The following is a 17,495-nucleotide window of genomic DNA, read 5'->3' on the forward strand; positions in this document are numbered from 1 at the left end:
CATCATCTCAGAACCGGTAAGACAGCATGAGCCCGGCCGCTGGCTGCCAGCGACTGCCCTCGTCGGTGATCGGACTGTCGGCGATGTCACCGACGAGGTAGCTCGCACCGGCACGCGCCGTGACGCCGAAATGACGGCTGAACCAATAGCCGGCAGTTACGCCGGCGCCGACGTCCTTGATACCCGCGCCCGGCCGGTATGCGGCAAGGCCGCTTGCTGCGGCACCTGCGGCGTCGATGCCGAAATAGGTGCGCGTATAGTCCTGGTTCGCCCATGTCGTCTGGGCATCGAGCGAGAAGAAGACATCCGGTTGCCGGATGACGGCATAGCTCGCGCTCGCCGTGCCGAGCAGGCCGTTGTGGGTTTGCGAGACGTCGTGGACCATGGAGACCTCTATCTGGAACGAACCCTGGCCCAGTTGGTCGCCACCGAAGCGGTAGCCTAGGAACGCGCCCGCTTCGATCGCGGTGCCGATCTCGGGGAGCAGGCCGACGGGGCCGTCCGCATCGTTGCGGGGCAGGCGCCCGCCGATGACAGGCCCGAAGGCAAGACGTGAGTCCGATACGAGGTCCGCGCGCAAGCCCGTGCCGCGCATCTGGACGTTGACACCGGCCCAGCGAATATCGGCCATGATGATCGGCAGCACGCGCATGTCTCCGGCGCCGTCATATTGGGGAACGATCCCGGGGCCGATCGCGACGACGCCGTGTGGCGCGCCATCGGTTGGATTGGTCCGAGTTTGCGCCTGTGCGGCACCGGCGTTCGACGCAGCAAAGCCACAGGCAAGGAGGGTCCGGAAAAGTGTACGCATGCACGGTCCTTTCGGGTGGTGTACTAGGCCAGCGCGAATACCCGGATGGATCTTCGTCGAATGGCTCGGGAGGGCAGGGAGCCGGAACGACCGCCCTTCCTGACGCCAGAAATCGAGCGTCAGCGACGGTGGCATTTGGTGCGTCGTGACAGCGTCACCGGTCAGGCGGGCAGGTCACGGATTGGCTGCAACACTGCCTGGATCAGTGAGGCTTCGCGCATCGGGCCCGCGAGTGTGCGGTAATCGACGTCCTCGACATATCCGCGAAAGACCTGCGGGTCGGTAACGGATGAGAGCCATAGCATCCCAGGCTTGCCCCGATTCGACCTAAAGCGCCGGAAGGCCGTCACCGACGAACAGGATCTCGGCACCGAAGCGAGCGACGATCGGCGTGGCTATGGTGAGATAGTCGGCGTAGCGTTCTCGACCGCCGTCGTGATGAAGATGCAGGAGACTTCACATCACAACGGGTCGTCTGTCGTTCGTGACGATCAATTTATCAAGCATGTGGATCGGGGTAAGCATAGTGGCGCAAATCTATTCTGAATTATAAAACAACAACTTGGATAGTGGTCACCTCTATATTGGAGTATATGTTGACGCAGAGGCGATTACTGACATAATGACCGCTCACCTCGCTTTGGTTGGCGCCAACACGCTAGAGGGAACGACCCATGGTCAGAATGCCAGAAACTGGAAAAATCTTGCCTTTTCCTGCAAGCGGCCCGGTCAGTGTGGTGTCCGCGCCGGATTCGATGGTGCATCACGCAGAGACTGATCGCGCAAAGAATGACGGCATGGCGTCCGCGCTGCTCGCAGCGGTAAGTGGCTTCATGGACGCGCATGGCGGCGGCGAAGGGTATTTCCCGGTGCCGGACGTCGGCGTCCACATGATCCGAACCTATCACCGGATGAACAATCATCACGTGTATCGGCCGTCGCTCTGCATCACGCTGCAGGGGGCCAAGGAGTTCCTCGTCGGCGAGGATATGCTCAGTTACGGGCCGATGCAGTGCCTGGTGGTCGGCGTCGATCTTCCCGCCTGCGGCCGGATCGTGGTCGCCAGCCCGGAAAAGCCGTTTGTCGGCATTACGGTCGAGTTCGACGTGGGGGTCATGCGCGAGGTGTTGAGGGACCTTGAGATCGCGCCTGTGCCGGCGGCAAGTACCGGGCGAAGCATGTTCGTCGCCGATGTCGATGGGCCGCTCGCCGACTGCGTCATGCGCATGGTCAAACTCACGGACACGCCAAAGGCGATCCCGATCCTGTATCCAGCGCTCATGCGCGAGTTCTACTATTGGCTGTTGAGCGGACCGAACGGCGCGGAACTGTGCAAGCAGGCCGTGCCCGACTCGCACCTGGAGCGCATCGCCAAGGCGATCCGCCTGCTGCGCGACAATTTCGCGCAGACCCTGCGTATCGAGCGCCTCGCGGATGCGGCCCATATGAGCCAGTCCTCCTTCCATCAGCACTTCAAGGCGCTGACATCGATGACGCCGCTCCAGTTCCAGAAGCAACTGAGATTGCTGGAGGCACGTCGCCTGATGATGGCCGAGGCGGTGAACGTAGCCGAGGCAGCGTACCAGGTCGGCTATGAAAGCGCGTCGCAGTTCAGTCGCGAGTATTCGCGGGCGTTCGGCGTCGCACCCAAGCGCGATGCGATGGGTCTCAAGGTGTCGCTCGCGTAGATACCGTCTTGCGCGCAATCAGCGTGTCGGTCTGTCCGCCGGCGCTTGGGCGCGCGCAGGATGCCCCCGCGCATCGACGGAACGCACCCGTATGGAGTAACAGGCAAGTCTTCTGCGAGTTCGGGCATTGAGCCATACGCCCCTCTGCCGGCACATCGGGCGCAAGGCCACGAGATGCGCGTCCGCGGACGGGCACGATTTCATCGCTCAAAACCCCTGGCCGATGTAGAATCCCAATGCTCATGGACCTGTCACAGGCGATATCCGTCGCTACCGTCGATCGTGTCAATACTAAGCCCATGTTCTCACTCTTGGAGAGGACGGCCATCTCGATCGGCATCGAGGATGGTCGGATCGCCCAGATCCGCTCGCGGTTGCAGAACTTCTTCCTCTTCTTCGCGAACCAACGGCCTGGACCGCTGGCCGACCCACGGCTGGAGGCCTTGCGGGCCTATGTCGAACTGACGCGCGCGCTGTTCCCGCGAAGCGTGCCGACGACGAGCCTGGAGGACGCCGGCTTCTCGGCGTCTCAGACCTGCGCGCTCCTGGACATGATCGGCAGGCAAGCCGGGCACTGAGGCGTAGCAATAGGCAGGTAACTTCCAGCTTCGGGCATGGGTGTTTCTCGCCGCGTGCGTATTTCCAGGACGCACCGAATACGAACCAGGAAGGCATCTTCATGACCCGTTGGACAGCGGCCGACATCCCTTCGCAAATTGGCCGCATGGCCGTCGTGACCGGCACCGGCGGGCTTGGTCTCGAAGACGCGCTCGCGCTTGCGCGCGCCGGCAGCGAAATTGTCATCGCCGGACGCGATCCCCGAAAGGGTGACATGGCGGTTCGTAAAATTCGCGCGACAATACCCCTGGCGAAGGTCCGCTTCGAGCAACTCGACTTGGCGAGCTTGACGTCGATCGCGGCATTCGCCGGGCGGTTGCGGATTGTGTGGGACAGGCTGGACATACTGATCAACCACGCCGGCGTGATGGTTCCGCCACGCCGACAGGAAACGAGCGACGGTTTCGAGCTGCAGCTGGGCACGAATTACCTCGGCCACTTCGCGCTGACGGCTCACCTCCTGCCGCTTCTTCGCAATGGCCGTAACACCCGGGTGGTGTCGCTTTCGAGCGTCGCCGCCAGAGCTGGCACGATCGACTTCGACGATCTGAACGCCTTGCGCAGCTACCGGCCGATGGCCGTCTACAGCCAGTCCAAGCTCGCCTGTTTGATGTTTGCTCTCGAGCTCGATCGACGGAGCAAGGCGGGGGGCTGGGGGATCACCAGTATCGCTGCGCACCCCGGCGTTTCGCGCACCGATCTGTTGCATAATGCGCCCGGTCGCTGGAGCGCGTACGGCATCGCACGCTCCCTGCTGCCGTTTCTGTTTCAGCCTGCCCATCAGGGGGCGCTCCCCACTCTGTTCGCCGCGACATCGCTCGAGGCGCACGGCGGTGCCTATTACGGTCCTGACAGATTGGGCGAAACGCGCGGCTTTCCGACGCTAGCGATTGTGCCGCCACAGGCGCTCGATGAGACGGCGGTCGCCCGTCTTTGGCAGGTGTCGGAAACGCTGACTGCCGTGAAGTTCCACCCTGTTCCGTGCGGAGAAGCCCTGTCCGGCACCAACACCGCGGGCTACGCGACGTGACCCGGCATGGCGGGCACCTGGCACAAGGGCGACTCAGTTCGGACGTGCTCTCGTTGGACCGTGGTTACCCGAGGACCGTCGATACGGCATCCAACCTCCACGATCCCGCGAGCAGGCGATTGCTGGATCCGTTCCGGTTCCTTCTCGAGTGGGTGCGTGACCCCGTCGGTACCGCGGCGGTGGCGCCGTCTGGCAAGGCGCTTGCAGCGCTCATGATCCGCGGGATCGACGAGACGACGGGCACAGTGCTCGAACTCGGTCCGGGCACCGGGGTGTTCACGCACGCGCTGGTCGCGCGCGGTGTCGCCGAAAGCGATCTCACGCTGGTCGAGCAGAACCCCATCTTCGCCCGGCTGCTGCAGCAGCGTTTTCCGCGTGCGACGATACTCGGCATCGACGCCGCGGACCTGAGCCATGCGCAAACGGCCGGCACTGGAATTTTCGGTGCTGCCATCTGTGGGTTGGGCCTGCGAAGCATGGACGCCATGCAGGTCGAGGCCATCATGCGCGCCGCGTTTGCGCGGATGAAACCCGATGCGGCGCTGTACCTCTTTACCTACGGCTGGAGATGTTCCGTACCGGATGAGGTGTTGACCCGTCTCGGGCTTGCTGCCGAGCGGGTCGGGGCCACGCTGCGCAACGTGCCACCGGCTTCCGTATACCGTCTCGCGGCTTGCGCGGTCGCCGGTTAATGCTTCCGCTCACCCGACTGGAACGCGATCGTTCGATGACCTTGGACTTTCTGCTGCACTGGACCGCGAACGTGGTGATGGTTGCGCTGTTGCCCGCCAGGATCGGCGTGTCCGGCGCAACTTTATGGGGCTTCCTTGCCTATGCGGTGATCGCCGGCATCGTGCTGACACTCGTCGACGACGTGCGAAACGCGCGACGGATCTTCGTCCGCCCCGATGTCCGCGATTATATGAAAGTGCGCGTGGCGATAGTCGTGGTCCTCGGGGTCGTGCCGTTTCTGGCGGGTCGCGCTCTCGCTTGGTGACGGTTCGCGCAAATGCCCCGCGCGCTCTTGTAGAAACGGGCATGTTTTTCGGGGGATCCGGCGTTCTCGCGTTGGCCCGGCCGGCATAATCTCATCGTCATTATCGTCGCTATTCGGGATTAATCCATGCGGTATTCGCTTTCGGTCAACGGCGCGATCCATCACGTCGGCCAGGACGGCCAGATCCCACTCCTCTGGGTACTGCGCGACACGTTGAAGCTCACGGGCACCAAATACGGCTGCGGCATCGCGCAATGCGGCGCCTGTACCGTGCATGTCGATGGCGAGCCGACGCGCTCGTGCTCGCTCGCGCTGGACGCCGTAGGAACGGCGCAAATCGTGACGATCGAGGCTGTGAACGGGGCAGAAGCGAAGGCGGTCCAGGATGCCTGGGTCGCGCGCGACGTGCCGCAGTGCGGTTTCTGCCAGTCGGGTCAGGTGATGAGCGCGATCGCGTTGCTGCGGACCGTTCCGACGCCGACCGACAGCGATATCGATGCCGCGATGAGCGGCAACATCTGCCGCTGTGCAACCTACACCCGCATCCGCGCCGCGATCCACGATGCGGCTCGCGTGATCGTATCCGTCGAGGCATGAGGTGGCGGCGTATTCTTGGAACAACGCGAGGCTGGCGCACGGGCTGTCTGTCCGTCCTGGTGCTGGTGGTGGCCGGCTCGATCCTGGCGCTCTCGCTCGTCCTGCGTCCCCATCCGATGCCGGATGCGCAGCCGCTCCCTTCCCACCATCCTCGGATCGAGATCGCGCATCTTCGTCCGATTGCGGCGTTCACGACAATCGCGGATCCGCAGACGCGATCGGTCGCTCTGTTCGAGGAAGCGGGCCGCGTGATCCAGCATCCGCGTTGCATGAATTGTCACCCGCGCACCGATCGCCCGACGCAGACGGAAGCAATGCGCCCCCATTTGCCTTGGGTTACTCGCGGGCCCGACGACGCCGGTGCGCCGGCGCTCCGCTGTAAGACCTGCCATCATGACGCGAATTTCGCGTCGTCGGGCGTTCCCGGCAATCCTGAGTGGAAGCTGGCGCCGATCGAGATGGCATGGGCTGGCAAGACGCTCGGTGAGATATGCCGTCAGATCCTCGACCCCACGCGCTCGCACATGGGACGCGGGCAATTGCTCGATCACATGGCGACGGACCAGCTGGTCGGCTGGGCCTGGCACCCTGGTGGCAAGCGCACTCCAGCGCCCGGTACACAGGCGGAGTTCGGTGCGCTGATCAAAGCCTGGCTCGATACCGGTGGCACATGCCCCGCCTGATCCCCCTGCAAAAAGGATATAGCTCGTGATCGATACGCCGGCCCCCAAGCGTGGCTTCCGGATGACGCGCCGCAAGATGATCCTCGGTGGAACGCTCGCGGGCGGCGCGCTCGTCGTTGGATACACTGCGACGCATCCGATGCAGGTCGCGGGTGCAGTCCTCGCAGGCGGCGGTGACGATCCCGAACCCAGCGTCTTCGGCTCGTTCATCCGCATCGGTAAGGACGGCTGGGTCACGATCGTCAACAAACAGCAGGAGATGGGGCAGGGGATCCACGTCGGTCTTGCCGCCATGATCGCCGAGGAACTCGATGCCGACTGGGACCGGGTCCGTGTGATCGACGCCCATGCCAATTTCCGCGCTTACGGCATTCAGGTCACCGCCGGCTCCACCGCGATCGCCAATCACTGGGATCCGCTCCGCACCGCCGGCGCGGCCGCCCGCGCCATGTTCGTCGCTGCGGCGGCACTGCGCTGGGGCGTTCCGCGTCATCTGATCATGGTACGCGACAGCGTCGTCCTTCACGCGGGTTCGAACCGGTCTGCGACCTTCGTCGAACTGCTGGCTGATGCGTCGCGTCAGACCCCGCCGCAGGAACCTGCTCTGAAGCACCCTACGGCCTACCGACTGATCGGCACCGACCGGGTACGGCGGAAGGACAGCCGGCCCAAAAGTACGGGCAAGCAGGTTTATACGCAGGACGTCCAGTTGCCCGCTATGCTCGTGGCGATGGTCGCGCACAGCCCGCGCTTCGGCGGCTCACTCGTGCGGTTCGACGCGACCGAAGCGTACAAGGTCAAGGGCGTCTCCGACGTTTTCGCGATCGAGACCGGTGTGGCGGTCGTCGCGGACAATAGTTTCGCCGCACGTCAGGGACGCGATACGCTGAAAATCGAATGGGACGACAGCGCTGCCGAAACACGTTCCACGCCGGAGATCGTGCACCAGTATCACCAGATCGCCACCGGGCAGACCGATGTCGAGCCCGGCGATTTCGCCACGAAGGGTGATCATCCGGAGGTCGCGTTCGGCCGCGATGCGATCCTGTTCACGTTCGATTTTCCCTATCTCGCTCATGCGCCGATGGAGACGCTCGATTGCGTGGCGCAGGTCGACGGCTGGGACGTCAAGATCATCTCGGGGTCGCACCTGGTGTCGGTCGACCAGATACAGGCCGCACGGATCGCGACCACGATCCCCGGCCGCGTCGATATTCGGGTCGTGCCGGCCGGCGGATCGTTCGGTCGACGCGGCGTCATGGTGTCCGACTATCTGGTCGAATGTGTGCGGATTGCCAAGCGCACCGACGGACGGCCGGTCAAGTTGATGTGGACGCGCGAAGACGAGATGTCGTCGGGGTATTTCCGTCCGATGACGCACCACCGAGTCTGGGTCGAGCTTGATGCGGGCGGCGTCCCGAAACGGTGGCGGCACCATCTCGTCGCCCAGCCGCTGCTGCCGTTTGTTCCGAACATACCCGCGGTCGAGGGTATCGGTGAATCGCCCTATCTGGCAGCGGCCGAGATCATTGACGGCAAGGTCTTCTCACCGACTTGTCCGGTGCCGGTCGCATTCTGGCGATCGGTCGGTCATTCCTACAACGGCATGGTAATGGAGCATATCGTCGATCAGCTCGCACGCCGGGTCGGGCGGGATCCGGCGGAGTATCGGCGTTCGATCTACCGCCGGGCGGGCGCGAAGCGGCATCTCGCGGTGCTCGACGAACTCTGCCGCAAGGCCGATTGGGGCAAGCCGATCGACACCGGCTGGGCACGCGGGATCGCCCTTCACGAATGCTTCGGCACCGTCGTCGGCCAGGTTGCCGAAGTCAGGCTGGAGGATGGCCGCCCGATCGTCCGCCGGGTCGTCGCGGTGGTGGATTGCGGTATCGCCATCTCACCCGACCAGATCGCGGCGCAGATGGAGGGGGCCATCGGTTTCGGCCTTTCCGCTGCGCTTTTCGGCGCCGTCACGCTCAAGGACGGCATCGTCCAGGAAACCAATTTCGACCGCTATCCGGTCGTGCGCATGAGCGACATGCCGGCGGTCGAGACGCACATCATTGCCTCTACCAACAGGCCGTCCGGCATGGGCGAACCCGGCGTGCCGCCGATCGCACCAGCCATTGCGAACGCGATCTTGGCTTTGACCGGACGTCCGACCGCAAGCCTGCCGATCTGAGCGACGCCCGGTATTTCGTTCAGCGGAAACCACGGTGCTGATGCCATTACGCTAGGAGATTGAACATGCAGGATACACCTGTCGCGCTTGTCACAGGCGCCAACCAAGGCATCGGCCTCGAGATCGCCAAAGGCCTCGCGGCTAGCGGCTTCACCGTTCTCGTGGGGTCGCGCGATTTCACCCGCGGTGAAGTCGCGGCCGCGGATGTCGGGCAGACCGCGGTCGCCGTGCAACTGGACGTTACCGACCTGCTCTCGATTACGGCAGCCGCGAAGCGAATATCTCAAGAGTTCGGTCGCTTGGACGTACTTGTCCAGAACGCCGCCATTGCAACCACGCGCGATCAAATACAGGCGGGGGAGGAGTTGGCCAGCGCAGGTCGTCCAAGCACTGCGTCCCTCGACGAAACGCGCGCGGTCTGGGAGACGAACGTGTTCGGCGTTCTCGCCGTCTATCAGGCGATGGTGCCGATCCTGCGCGACACGCCGAACGCGCGCATCGTCAACGTGTCCAGCGGCATGGGGTCGCTGACCTTGAACTCGGACCCCGACTTCCCGTTGAGGCCACTGTTCGACGTCAATTACGCCGCCTCGAAAACCGCACTCAACGCGCTGACCCTCGCGATGGCTATCGAGCTTGAGCCTTACGGCATCAACGTCAACGCGGTCTCACCCGGCTTTACCCGGACCAGACTAACCGGTTTTGCTGGCACGGATACGCCCGAGGAAGGTGCGGTCGAGGCCGTACGCGTGGCGGTGTTCGGTGCTGCTGGTCCCACCGGTACGTTCACGCATGCCACGATGGGTGTCGTTCCGTGGTGATACCGGGCGTTGGCATCTGCCCTTGGGCTTTGTACGCGACCGCGCCGCTCCCTTACAGGATACCTTCCTGCGCGGCCTGGTAAACGGTCCTCACTATCGGTCGAAAACCAAGGCTGCGCGCAAGCGATGCGTCGATATGGAGATGCCAGGGATCCGGCATGGGTTCGCAGGACGGCGGCATCGACTCGCCGACCATGTCGACAAGTTCGTAGATCGTGGTCGGCGCCTCATCGGCGATATTGACGATATGACCGTCGAAAGTCCCGTCCAATGCGAGCTTTGTCGCGGTTGCGATGTCGCGGTGGTGGACCGTGCTCATACGGTTGGCCGGATGAAATCCGAACGCAGCCACATGCCGAGGCAACATCGCGAGATGGCCGTCGCCGTCGCCGTATACGAACGGGAACCGAAGAATCGACCAGTTCAGGCCACTTTCGCGCAGCGTGGCTTCTGCCGCGATCTTGCTGGCCGGATATGCCTCTGCCGGTTCGACGGCATCGGTCTCCAACCCCGGATATGGCTAGTTCCTGGCATAGACGTGCGACGTGCTCGACAGAATGAAGCGCGCTGCGGGAGCATGAGCCTGGACCGCGGCAATCAGGTTCTGCGTGCCTTCGAGATTGCTTTTCCAGATCAGCGCAGTGTCCGGCGTGCGGAACACCGCTGCCAGATGCACGATACTCGAAACGCCGTCGACAGCGCGTGCCAACGACGCCGGATCGAAGAGGTCGCCCTCGACGGCGACCACTCCCGCAGGACCGTCCTTGCCGGGACGAACCAGCGCGCGACACGCCACGCCAGCCTCCACGAGGCGAGGTAGCAAGCGTTGGCCGACCAGTCCGGTCGCGCCGGTCACGAGGATCGTCATGTCGGCTCTCCCTCAAGATGTTGATTTAGGCGTTCGGTCGCTGCCTTGAGCACCCGTGTCGTGATCGCGATGTCGGCCTTGGAAAACCCGGCGAATGCCGCGTCATGGATGAAGCCGAGATCAGGCAGGTCGGCCCACAGGCTCTTGCCCGCCGGTGTCAGGCGCAGCAGTTTCTGCCGCTGGTCGACGGTGTCCGGAACTTGCTCGATCAATCCCTTTCGGACGAGCGTGCCGACGATGATGCTCAAGGTGGCGCGTTCGACCCGAAGCAATCGCACCAGTTCGCGCTGCATCGTCGGCCCGACGTGACCAAGCTGGTGCAGGACATACCATTGCGTCGCGCCAAGACCGTGCGGCCGAAGAGCCGCCTCCATCATCGCACGTCCGGCGAAGTAACATCGCTTTGCCCATGCTCCTACCGAGGCTGGTTCGAGATCATCAATTTTGATAGCCATCTAGCATATATGTTAGGTGGCTAACAAGATGTCAAATGGGCAGTCCATTCATTTGGGTGAGAATCGATCCAGAACTGAAGCGGACTTCGTGCGGCGGTAGATGGCGCATCATCTTTGTACGGAGTTTTCTGTAGATCACGTTCGGGTGGCCTGCCGCGATCGAGGCGATGCTCTGGTGGCAGGAGCGTCCGCATTTCGAAAGCCGGCGCTTCATCACGATGGTGAACCAGCAGCTGCGCAGCATGGGGTACGTCGAGCAGGAGCGAGCGGCAGCATGAACCTCGCGCGCCTCGAAAAGCTACCCGACTGGCCGGCCCGCATGACGGCCGACGTTGCCGCAATCTACATGGGCATATCGAAGTCGACCTTCGCCACGCGCTTCGGTGCGATCGGCGTGAAGGAGGGCGCGAACGTCCTGTGGGCGCGTGTCCAGCTGGACAGGATCATTGCCAAGCAGTTCGCCATCCCCCAGCCTGTCGCCGACGGCGATGGAGATAGCTCGTGGGACGACTTGCGGTGAAGAACGTCACCGAACGCAAAGGGCTGCTGTACTTTCGGCGTAAGATCGGCGGGAAGGACACGTATATCCGCCTTCCGGCCGGCGACAGCCCCGACGTCGCCGAAGAGTATGCGTGGCTGTCAAAGCCCGAGGCCGTCGTCGTGGGGCCTGCGCGCGGCACTCTCGGATGGCTGGTCGCCGACTACCGAGCGAGCCCGGAGTGGCAGGCGAAGGGCCTCAAAACGCGCGAGAACCAAGGCCGCTATCTACAGCTGATCGCCACCGTGCACGGTCACCGTACGGTCGCCGGCGTCCGCCCGGTCAGCCTGTTCAAGATGCGCGACACCTATGCCGATACCCCCGGCAAGGCGAACGTATGGCTGAGCGCGTTCGGCTCACTGATGCGCCACGCGATCAAGCTCGGGCTGCGCGACGACAATCCATGCGACAAGATCCCGATCCTCGCGATCGGCGAGCACGAGCCGTGGCCGGCCGACCTATTGGCCGTGTGTCTCGCCGAGGCTACGCCCATGACGCGCCTCGCGATCGTCACCGGACTATGCTCCGGGCAGCGGGTGAGCGATTGCGTCAGGATGCAGTACGGCTGGATCACCGCCGGCATCATGGAATTCACGCAAGTCAAAAAGCGCAAGGGCGGCGTGACGAAGGACGTCGCCGTGCCGATGCATCCGTTCTAGCTAGAGGAGCTTGCCAAGCTGCCTCGGCGTTCTGTCACGCTGCTCTACGAGCGGTCAGGCGCGCCGTTCAAGACGACCGCCGCCATCCAGGAGCGGCTGCGCAAGCTGATGTCAGAGCCCGCGGTGCAGGAGGTGATCGCTGATCGGATCGCGCGCGAGATGATCCGCGAGGACGCCAGCTTCTCGTTCCATGGACTGCGCAAGAACGCGTGCTGCTACCTGGTCGAATGCGGCATCAACGACAGCGAGATCGGCGAGATCCTCGGCATGTCGCCGGAGATGGTGCGCCACTACAGCAAGCGCGCGAGGGCCCTGATGGTGGCTCGTGGCGCAGCCGATCGGATGACCGGGGGCAAAATCATTACGATGTCGGGGGCAACCGCTCCAAACACACTCACCAAAAACGACTGATTTCAGCCATTGGTGACCCCTACGGGAATCGAACCCGTGCTTCAGCCGTGAAAGGGCCGCGTCCTAACCGCTAGACGAAGGGGCCTGCGTGGTGGAGGCCGACTAAGGGGAAGGGGGCGGGGCGTCAAGCGTTTCGATACAAGAATTTAGTCCGCCCACGCCGCGTCTTCGACATGGAGTTCGGCGGACGGGCGCGAGGACCAGTCGTCGATCTTGGCGCGACCGGCGAGCCAGAGCTTGCGGTGAGGGGCGGCGCCCAGCAACGCCTGGCCTAGCGCGCTTTCCGCCGCGCGGAACGCCATCGCCTTGATGCTGCGGCCGTCGTCGCCGGCGACGATCGTGCGGACGTGGCCGTTGCCGACGACGTCCGCCTTGATCACGCGGACCGGGCCCATCGCAACGCGCGGCGCTGGCCAGCCCATGCCGTAGGGGCCGCCGGCTTCCATCGATTCGACGAGGCCGGGGTTTACGCCGCCTGCCGCGAGGACGGCATCGAGCAGCAGCGCTCGGTCGCCGTTCGAGCGCTCGACCGCTGCGGCGAGGCGTTCTTCGAGGAAGTCGGTGAAGGCGGGAATTGCCGCCTCGCTGATCGTCAGCCCGGCGGCCATCGCGTGGCCTCCGCCCGCCACCAGCAGTCCGTGTTCACGCGCGGCCATTACAGCTGCGCCGAGGTCGACGCCGGGAATCGAGCGGCCGGAGCCCTTGCCGATGCCGTTCTCGTCGATCGCGATGACGATCGCGGGGCGGCCGAGCTTCTCCTTGAGGCGACCGGCGACGATGCCGATCACGCCGGGGTGCCAGCCATGGCCGGCAACGACGGCGACCGCGCGGTCTCGGCTCGAGAGCAGGTCGGCGGCTTCCTGCACGGCGGTTTCGATCGCGCGGCGTTCTTCGTTGAGGCGATCGAGTTCGGTGGCGATCGCCCGCGCTTCGTCGGGGTCTTGCGTGGTCAGCAGGCGGACGCCGAGGTCTGCGCGGCCGACCCGGCCGCCGGCGTTGATGCGCGGGCCGAGCGCGAAGCCCAGGTCCGTGCAGGTCGGGTTGCGCGTCAGGCGCGAGGCTTCGATGAGTGCGGCGACGCCGATGTTCTTGCGTGCGCCCATGACCTTGAGGCCCTGCGACACGAACGCGCGGTTGAGGCCGCGGAGTTGCGCGACGTCGGCGACGGTGCCGAGTGCGACGATGTCGAGCAGGTCGATCAGCTTCGGCTCGGCGCGCTCGGCGAAGAAGCCGCGTGCGCGGAGCGTGCGGACCAGCGCGGCGGCGGCGAGGAAGCACATGCCGACCGCGGCGAGATGGCCATGCGCGGCGCCTTCGGTCTCGTCGAGGCGGTTGGGGTTCACCAGCGCGAGCGCGTGCGGGAGCGCGGTCGAGCATTTGTGGTGGTCGATGACGATCACGTCGACCTGCGCGTCGCGGGCTGCGTCGAGCGCGTCGAACGCCTGTGCGCCGCAGTCGACCGTCACGATCAGCGAGGCGCCTTCGCTGGCGAGGCGGACGAGTGCTTCGCCCGAGGGGCCATAGCCTTCGAGCAGGCGGTCGGGGATGTAGGGGCGGGCTTCGATGCCGAGATCGCGCAGGACCAGGACCATCAGCGCGGCGGAGGTGGCGCCGTCGACGTCGTAATCGCCGAAGATCGCGACCTGTTCGCCGGCTTGTACGGCGTCTGCGAGGCGCTCTGCGGCGCGGTCCATGTCGCGGAAGATCGACGGGTCGGGCATGAACGCGCGGATCGACGGCGTACGGTGCGCGTCGAGCGCGTCGCGGGGGCAGCCTCGGGCGAGGAGGAGCTGGGTGACGAGGTCGTCGCCTGAACCGTTGATCCCGAAGCCGTCCCGGCCGTCGGCGGCGAGCGCGCGCCAGCGCCAGGGCTGGCCGAGGATCGAGGAGGTTACGCCGAGAACTGTCATGCCTCGGACGTAGTGGCTCTGGGGGGATTGTCGAGCGGGGAGGGGGCGCGTTGTTAGGGTGATCTTGCCACCGCATGCACCCATTGCGTCTTGTTCTCCCGCGAAGGCGGGAGTCCAGTCTGGGTCCCCGCCTTCGCGGGGAAACAGTTCGGCGCTTCCTCTAAGAGGCGGCTAATTGGCGAAGGGGAGACCCCAATCCCGTTCGTGCTGAGTAGCGACCGAGTAGCTTCGTAGAAGCGTATCGAGGGCGCGTATCGAAGCATCGGTTCCGTGCCACCAACCTGTCCTTCGATACGCCGTCTCGATACGCCGCCTTCGACGCCTACTCGACGGCTACTCAGGACGAACGGGGAGGGGGGCGAGATAAGGAATCCGCGCCGGCCGGATCCGCAACAGGGGATAGGCGAGCGATGTCGGAGTCGGTTTGCGCCCCTTCACTTGATCCAGGGACGCTCGCGAAACCACTTCGTCACGATATACTTCACGCCCTCGACCACCGGCATACCCTCGTGCAGCGTCAGCCCGTTCGGCGTCCCATCCGGGTTCATGTTGTTCCACGCGAGCAGCATGCCGCGTTTCGGCGCGATCTTGACGCCGGCCTGCGGGAACCACGTCGCGCCGCCCTCGGGGACGTCGTTGAGGAACACCATCGCGGTCCACGTCCGCTGGCCGCCTTGCTCCTGCATCTTCGCCCAATAGCTTTCGGACTCGTGGAAATAATCATGGTGCGCGCGGAATTGCTGGCCGGGGGCATAGCGCTGGCCCTGCATCGTCTCGCCGTGGAGCAGGTCGATCCCGAGCAACGTCGCGATCGCCTCGTCGGTCGGCTGCACGTCGGGCGACCAGCGGTCCATGTCGCAGCTCTCGCTGGTCCGGAAATTGCTGTTCGGGCGATCGGAGAGCAGCGTCGACGGCCGTCGCTTCGAATCGATCACCGCGATCAGTCGCTTGCACGTCGCGGGATCGAGGAACTTGTCCTGGTAATAGAACTGCACCGTGTCCATCGCGATGCGCTGCACCGCGGGATTGGCGTCGAGGCGCGCGCCGACCTGCGATCCGAAGGTTTGGCGAAGTGCCGCGGCCGGATCGACCTTCTTGGCTTTTGAAAAGATACCCACGCCGCAGGATTTGGCGAACTCGCCCCGAAAGGCAAGAGGGGTAAACGCAAGAGCCCCGCGGTGATCTGGACCACCGCGGGGCTCTCCCCTGTTACCTCGTGCCGGTAAGCCGGAGCCTACCAGAAGATGTCGTACACCGTGTCGACCACGCGGCCGCTGTCGAGATCGACCAGCAACGCGTCGTTGTAATAGCGCACCCAGCGATACGCGCCGTACGCTTCGGGCAGGCGGTAGGTGTACGGGTCCTGGATCCAGTAATTCTGGTTGTAGAGGATGCTGTTCAGCGAAAAGCCGACGCCGAAGCGACGATAGCCCGATCCCCAGCCGCTCGGCGCGTAGTAGCGCGGGAGGCGGTAGGCGCCGCGGTTCGAAGCGCGGTAATTGCTCCAGGCATAGCGGTTGTCGTTTCTCCAGCCACGGTTCCATGCACCGCCCTGGTTGTAATGGCCCTGATTGTAGCCGCCGCGACCATAGCCCTGAACGTTGCCATAGGCGCGGTTGGGTTGGCGGTTCTGGTAACCGTCGCGGCCGCCGTTGCGCCAGTCGCCTCGGTTGTCGCCCCGTCCGTCATTACGTCCGTCGTTGCGCCAGTCGCCGCGTCCGTTGCGGTCGAACTGGCTGCGATCCGCCTGCTGGTTGCCGCGGTCGAAACCGGGGCGATCTTGCCCTCGGTTCCAGTCGGGACGGTTCTGCCCGGCTTGCGCGTCGGGACGAGCCTGGCCGTTCCAGCCTTGGCCGGTGCCGCGCTGGCCGTTCCAGTCGCGACGTCCTTGACCGTCGGGGCGGTCGCTGCGGACTTGCGGCTGCGTGCCGAAATCTGCGCGCTGTGGGCGCTGGCCTTGGTCGGGCGCGGCGAGGCGATCGGGACGCTGCTGCTGGAACGCCTGCCCGTCCGCGCGCGGGCCACGATCACCGCGATCCGGACGCTGGCCACGATCCTGACGCGGTCCACGGTCACCGCGGTCTTGGTCGGCCTGCTGCGCGGTGGCGGTCGTTGCCATCATGGTCGCCGGCACCAACGCGGAGGCCGCCATCAAGAGTTTGAGAAACTTGCCCGTCATCGCCGTCGTCCTCGACTGCCGGCGCACGAGCCGGCTCCTGTGATGGGGTCGGGTCTAGGCTTTACGCTATGTGGAGAGGCTGAATGGGTTCGTCAGCGATCAGACAGGTTTAGGTCGGATACGTCGCTACGTCTTTGAAGCGTCGACCCCGGCGAAGGCCGGGGCCCAATTGGGGGCGGAAAGTAACGAGGCGCGCGACTAATTACCTTGGACGTTCCAATTGGGCCCCGGCCTTCGCCGGGGTGGTGCAGGAGGGGTAGCGGCGATTATGTTGGCGACGGTTGGGTGGGCGGCCCAACCACTGCACACAGTTCGCGCGTACTTATTCTCCCGCGAAGGTGAGGGCCCAGACTGGGCTCTCGCCTTCGCGGGAGAACAAGCTTGGCTCTGGGGATCGCCTATCGCGCCGGCAGTGGCACCAGCGCCGGCACCAGCCGCGCCGAGTCCGCGGGATCGATCCCCGGGCGCGGTCCTGCCGGAATAACCTCTTCCCCCCGCGTCGCCCGCCCCGCGCGCTGCACCGCCTCGACCACCCGCGGATACACCCCGCATCGGCACAGGTTCGTGATCTGCTCGCGGATCAGCGCTTCGCTCGGGTCGGCATTGCGCTTCAGCAAGGCTGCGGCGGCCATGATCATCCCCGGGATGCAGAACCCGCATTGCGACACCGACTCCGCGATAAACGCCAGCTGCACCGGGTGGTTACGCTCCTTCGACAGCCCCTCGATCGTCGTGACGTACGCCCCCTCGATCGAGCCGATCGGCACCCGGCAACTCCGCACCGCGCGCCCATCGATATCGACCGTGCACGCGCCGCACTGCCCCGTGCCGCAGCCATATTTGGTCCCCGTCAGGTTCGACGCATCGCGCAGCGCCCACAGCAGCGGCGTCTCGTTGTCGAGCTTGTATTCGATCGGTTCGTTGTTGACGGTGAAGCGGCTCATGCCCGCCGTCCTAGCCCCGCGAGACGGATCGCACCACGCGGCATTGCCACGCGCTGCCGCCCCGGCTTATGTCGCACGGATAATACCGCGAGGGGGCGCACCAA

22 protein-coding genes and 1 tRNA gene are annotated in these 17,495 nt (G+C 64.7%); 13 read left to right on the forward strand and 10 right to left on the reverse strand.

Going from position 1 to position 17,495, the window contains the following annotated elements; all coding sequences use genetic code 11:
• Window positions 1-7 precede the first annotated feature (7 nt).
• Window positions 8-811, reverse strand: coding sequence for a MipA/OmpV family protein (locus tag C8J25_RS06920; RefSeq protein WP_107953579.1), 804 nt, complete (start codon window positions 809-811; stop codon window positions 8-10).
• 161 nt (window positions 812-972) lie between these two features.
• Window positions 973-1,116 (reverse strand): hypothetical protein, encoded by a 144-nt coding sequence (locus C8J25_RS20925; protein ID WP_208622546.1) that lies wholly within the window; start codon window positions 1,114-1,116, stop codon window positions 973-975.
• Between the two features lie 7 nt (window positions 1,117-1,123).
• Here C8J25_RS20925 and C8J25_RS20930 point away from each other — a divergent pair, with 7 nt between their 5' ends.
• The 10 genes from C8J25_RS20930 (at window position 1,124) to C8J25_RS06970 (ending at window position 9,427) form a co-directional block, all read left to right on the forward strand.
• Entirely contained in the window at window positions 1,124-1,357 is a 234-nt protein-coding gene (locus C8J25_RS20930; protein WP_208622547.1) for a hypothetical protein, read from the forward strand.
• A 251-nt stretch (window positions 1,358-1,608) separates the two neighbouring features.
• Window positions 1,609-2,499 carry an AraC family transcriptional regulator gene (locus tag C8J25_RS06930; protein ID WP_107953581.1) on the forward strand — a complete coding sequence of 297 codons (891 nt, stop codon included), beginning with the start codon at window positions 1,609-1,611 and terminating at the stop codon, window positions 2,497-2,499.
• Between the two features lie 299 nt (window positions 2,500-2,798).
• Entirely contained in the window at window positions 2,799-3,077 is a 279-nt protein-coding gene (locus tag C8J25_RS06935; RefSeq protein WP_146173310.1) for a hypothetical protein, read from the forward strand.
• Between the two features lie 101 nt (window positions 3,078-3,178).
• Entirely contained in the window at window positions 3,179-4,147 is a 969-nt protein-coding gene (locus C8J25_RS06940) for an SDR family oxidoreductase (RefSeq protein ID WP_107953585.1), read from the forward strand.
• Between the two features lie 119 nt (window positions 4,148-4,266).
• Window positions 4,267-4,839: a class I SAM-dependent methyltransferase gene (locus C8J25_RS06945; protein ID WP_208622548.1), complete on the forward strand. Its 573-nt coding sequence runs from the start codon at window positions 4,267-4,269 to the stop codon at window positions 4,837-4,839.
• A 35-nt stretch (window positions 4,840-4,874) separates the two neighbouring features.
• On the forward strand, window positions 4,875-5,144 hold the full coding sequence (locus C8J25_RS06950; RefSeq protein WP_146173311.1) for a hypothetical protein: 270 nt from the start codon (window positions 4,875-4,877) through the stop codon (window positions 5,142-5,144).
• A 126-nt stretch (window positions 5,145-5,270) separates the two neighbouring features.
• Window positions 5,271-5,741 (forward strand): (2Fe-2S)-binding protein, encoded by a 471-nt coding sequence (locus C8J25_RS06955; protein ID WP_107953589.1) that lies wholly within the window; start codon window positions 5,271-5,273, stop codon window positions 5,739-5,741.
• The gene (locus C8J25_RS06960) at window positions 5,738-6,424 is read left to right on the forward strand and encodes an Isoquinoline 1-oxidoreductase subunit (protein WP_107953591.1); all 687 of its coding nucleotides are present in this window, start codon (window positions 5,738-5,740) and stop codon (window positions 6,422-6,424) included. Before C8J25_RS06955 ends, C8J25_RS06960 begins: the two co-directional genes overlap by 4 nt.
• 25 nt (window positions 6,425-6,449) lie before the next feature.
• Entirely contained in the window at window positions 6,450-8,606 is a 2,157-nt protein-coding gene (locus C8J25_RS06965; protein WP_244186855.1) for a xanthine dehydrogenase family protein molybdopterin-binding subunit, read from the forward strand.
• 65 nt (window positions 8,607-8,671) lie between these two features.
• Window positions 8,672-9,427, forward strand: a complete 756-nt coding sequence (locus tag C8J25_RS06970; RefSeq protein ID WP_107953593.1) for an SDR family NAD(P)-dependent oxidoreductase — start codon at window positions 8,672-8,674, stop codon at window positions 9,425-9,427.
• A 52-nt stretch (window positions 9,428-9,479) separates the two neighbouring features.
• On the opposite strand, the gene C8J25_RS21330 is transcribed toward C8J25_RS06970, so the two are convergent.
• From C8J25_RS21330 to C8J25_RS06980, 3 genes are read right to left on the reverse strand one after another with little or no spacing between them, the layout of a single operon-like run.
• Window positions 9,480-9,935 (reverse strand): NAD-dependent epimerase/dehydratase family protein, encoded by a 456-nt coding sequence (locus tag C8J25_RS21330; RefSeq protein WP_341871525.1) that lies wholly within the window; start codon window positions 9,933-9,935, stop codon window positions 9,480-9,482.
• Window positions 9,936-9,947: 12 nt separating this feature from the next.
• Complete coding sequence (locus C8J25_RS21335) at window positions 9,948-10,295, reverse strand: NAD-dependent epimerase/dehydratase family protein (protein ID WP_341871526.1); 348 nt, start codon at window positions 10,293-10,295, stop codon at window positions 9,948-9,950.
• Entirely contained in the window at window positions 10,292-10,750 is a 459-nt protein-coding gene (locus tag C8J25_RS06980; RefSeq protein WP_107953595.1) for a MarR family winged helix-turn-helix transcriptional regulator, read from the reverse strand. The genes C8J25_RS21335 and C8J25_RS06980 overlap by 4 nt, the downstream gene beginning before the upstream one ends.
• Before the next feature lie 274 nt (window positions 10,751-11,024).
• On the opposite strand from C8J25_RS06980, the gene C8J25_RS06985 reads away from it, so the two are divergent.
• The 3 genes from C8J25_RS06985 to C8J25_RS21090 all read left to right on the forward strand — a co-directional run bounded on the left by C8J25_RS06985 (window position 11,025) and on the right by C8J25_RS21090 (window position 12,358).
• The gene (locus C8J25_RS06985; protein ID WP_107953597.1) at window positions 11,025-11,270 is read left to right on the forward strand and encodes a hypothetical protein; all 246 of its coding nucleotides are present in this window, start codon (window positions 11,025-11,027) and stop codon (window positions 11,268-11,270) included.
• Window positions 11,252-11,947 carry a hypothetical protein gene (locus C8J25_RS21085; RefSeq protein ID WP_244186857.1) on the forward strand — a complete coding sequence of 232 codons (696 nt, stop codon included), beginning with the start codon at window positions 11,252-11,254 and terminating at the stop codon, window positions 11,945-11,947. The genes C8J25_RS06985 and C8J25_RS21085 overlap by 19 nt, the downstream gene beginning before the upstream one ends.
• Before the next feature lie 108 nt (window positions 11,948-12,055).
• On the forward strand, window positions 12,056-12,358 hold the full coding sequence (locus C8J25_RS21090; RefSeq protein ID WP_244186859.1) for a site-specific integrase: 303 nt from the start codon (window positions 12,056-12,058) through the stop codon (window positions 12,356-12,358).
• A gap of 10 nt (window positions 12,359-12,368) precedes the next feature.
• Here C8J25_RS21090 and C8J25_RS06995 read toward each other — a convergent pair.
• The 5 genes from C8J25_RS06995 to C8J25_RS07015 all read right to left on the reverse strand — a co-directional run bounded on the left by C8J25_RS06995 (window position 12,369) and on the right by C8J25_RS07015 (window position 17,391).
• Window positions 12,369-12,443, reverse strand: a tRNA-Glu gene (locus tag C8J25_RS06995).
• 61 nt (window positions 12,444-12,504) lie between these two features.
• On the reverse strand, window positions 12,505-14,268 hold the full coding sequence (gene recJ, locus C8J25_RS07000; RefSeq protein ID WP_107953600.1) for a single-stranded-DNA-specific exonuclease RecJ: 1,764 nt from the start codon (window positions 14,266-14,268) through the stop codon (window positions 12,505-12,507).
• A gap of 434 nt (window positions 14,269-14,702) precedes the next feature.
• Entirely contained in the window at window positions 14,703-15,386 is a 684-nt protein-coding gene (locus C8J25_RS07005) for a prolyl hydroxylase family protein (RefSeq protein ID WP_107953602.1), read from the reverse strand.
• A 116-nt stretch (window positions 15,387-15,502) separates the two neighbouring features.
• A complete protein-coding gene (locus tag C8J25_RS07010) occupies window positions 15,503-16,447 on the reverse strand; it encodes an RcnB family protein (protein WP_107953604.1) in 945 nt (314 codons plus the stop codon).
• Window positions 16,448-16,845: 398 nt separating this feature from the next.
• The gene (locus tag C8J25_RS07015) at window positions 16,846-17,391 is read right to left on the reverse strand and encodes a (2Fe-2S)-binding protein (RefSeq protein WP_107953606.1); all 546 of its coding nucleotides are present in this window, start codon (window positions 17,389-17,391) and stop codon (window positions 16,846-16,848) included.
• Between the last annotated feature and the right edge of the window lie 104 nt (window positions 17,392-17,495).

The organism is Sphingomonas faeni (genome assembly GCF_003053745.1).
GTDB lineage: Bacteria > Pseudomonadota > Alphaproteobacteria > Sphingomonadales > Sphingomonadaceae > Sphingomonas > Sphingomonas faeni.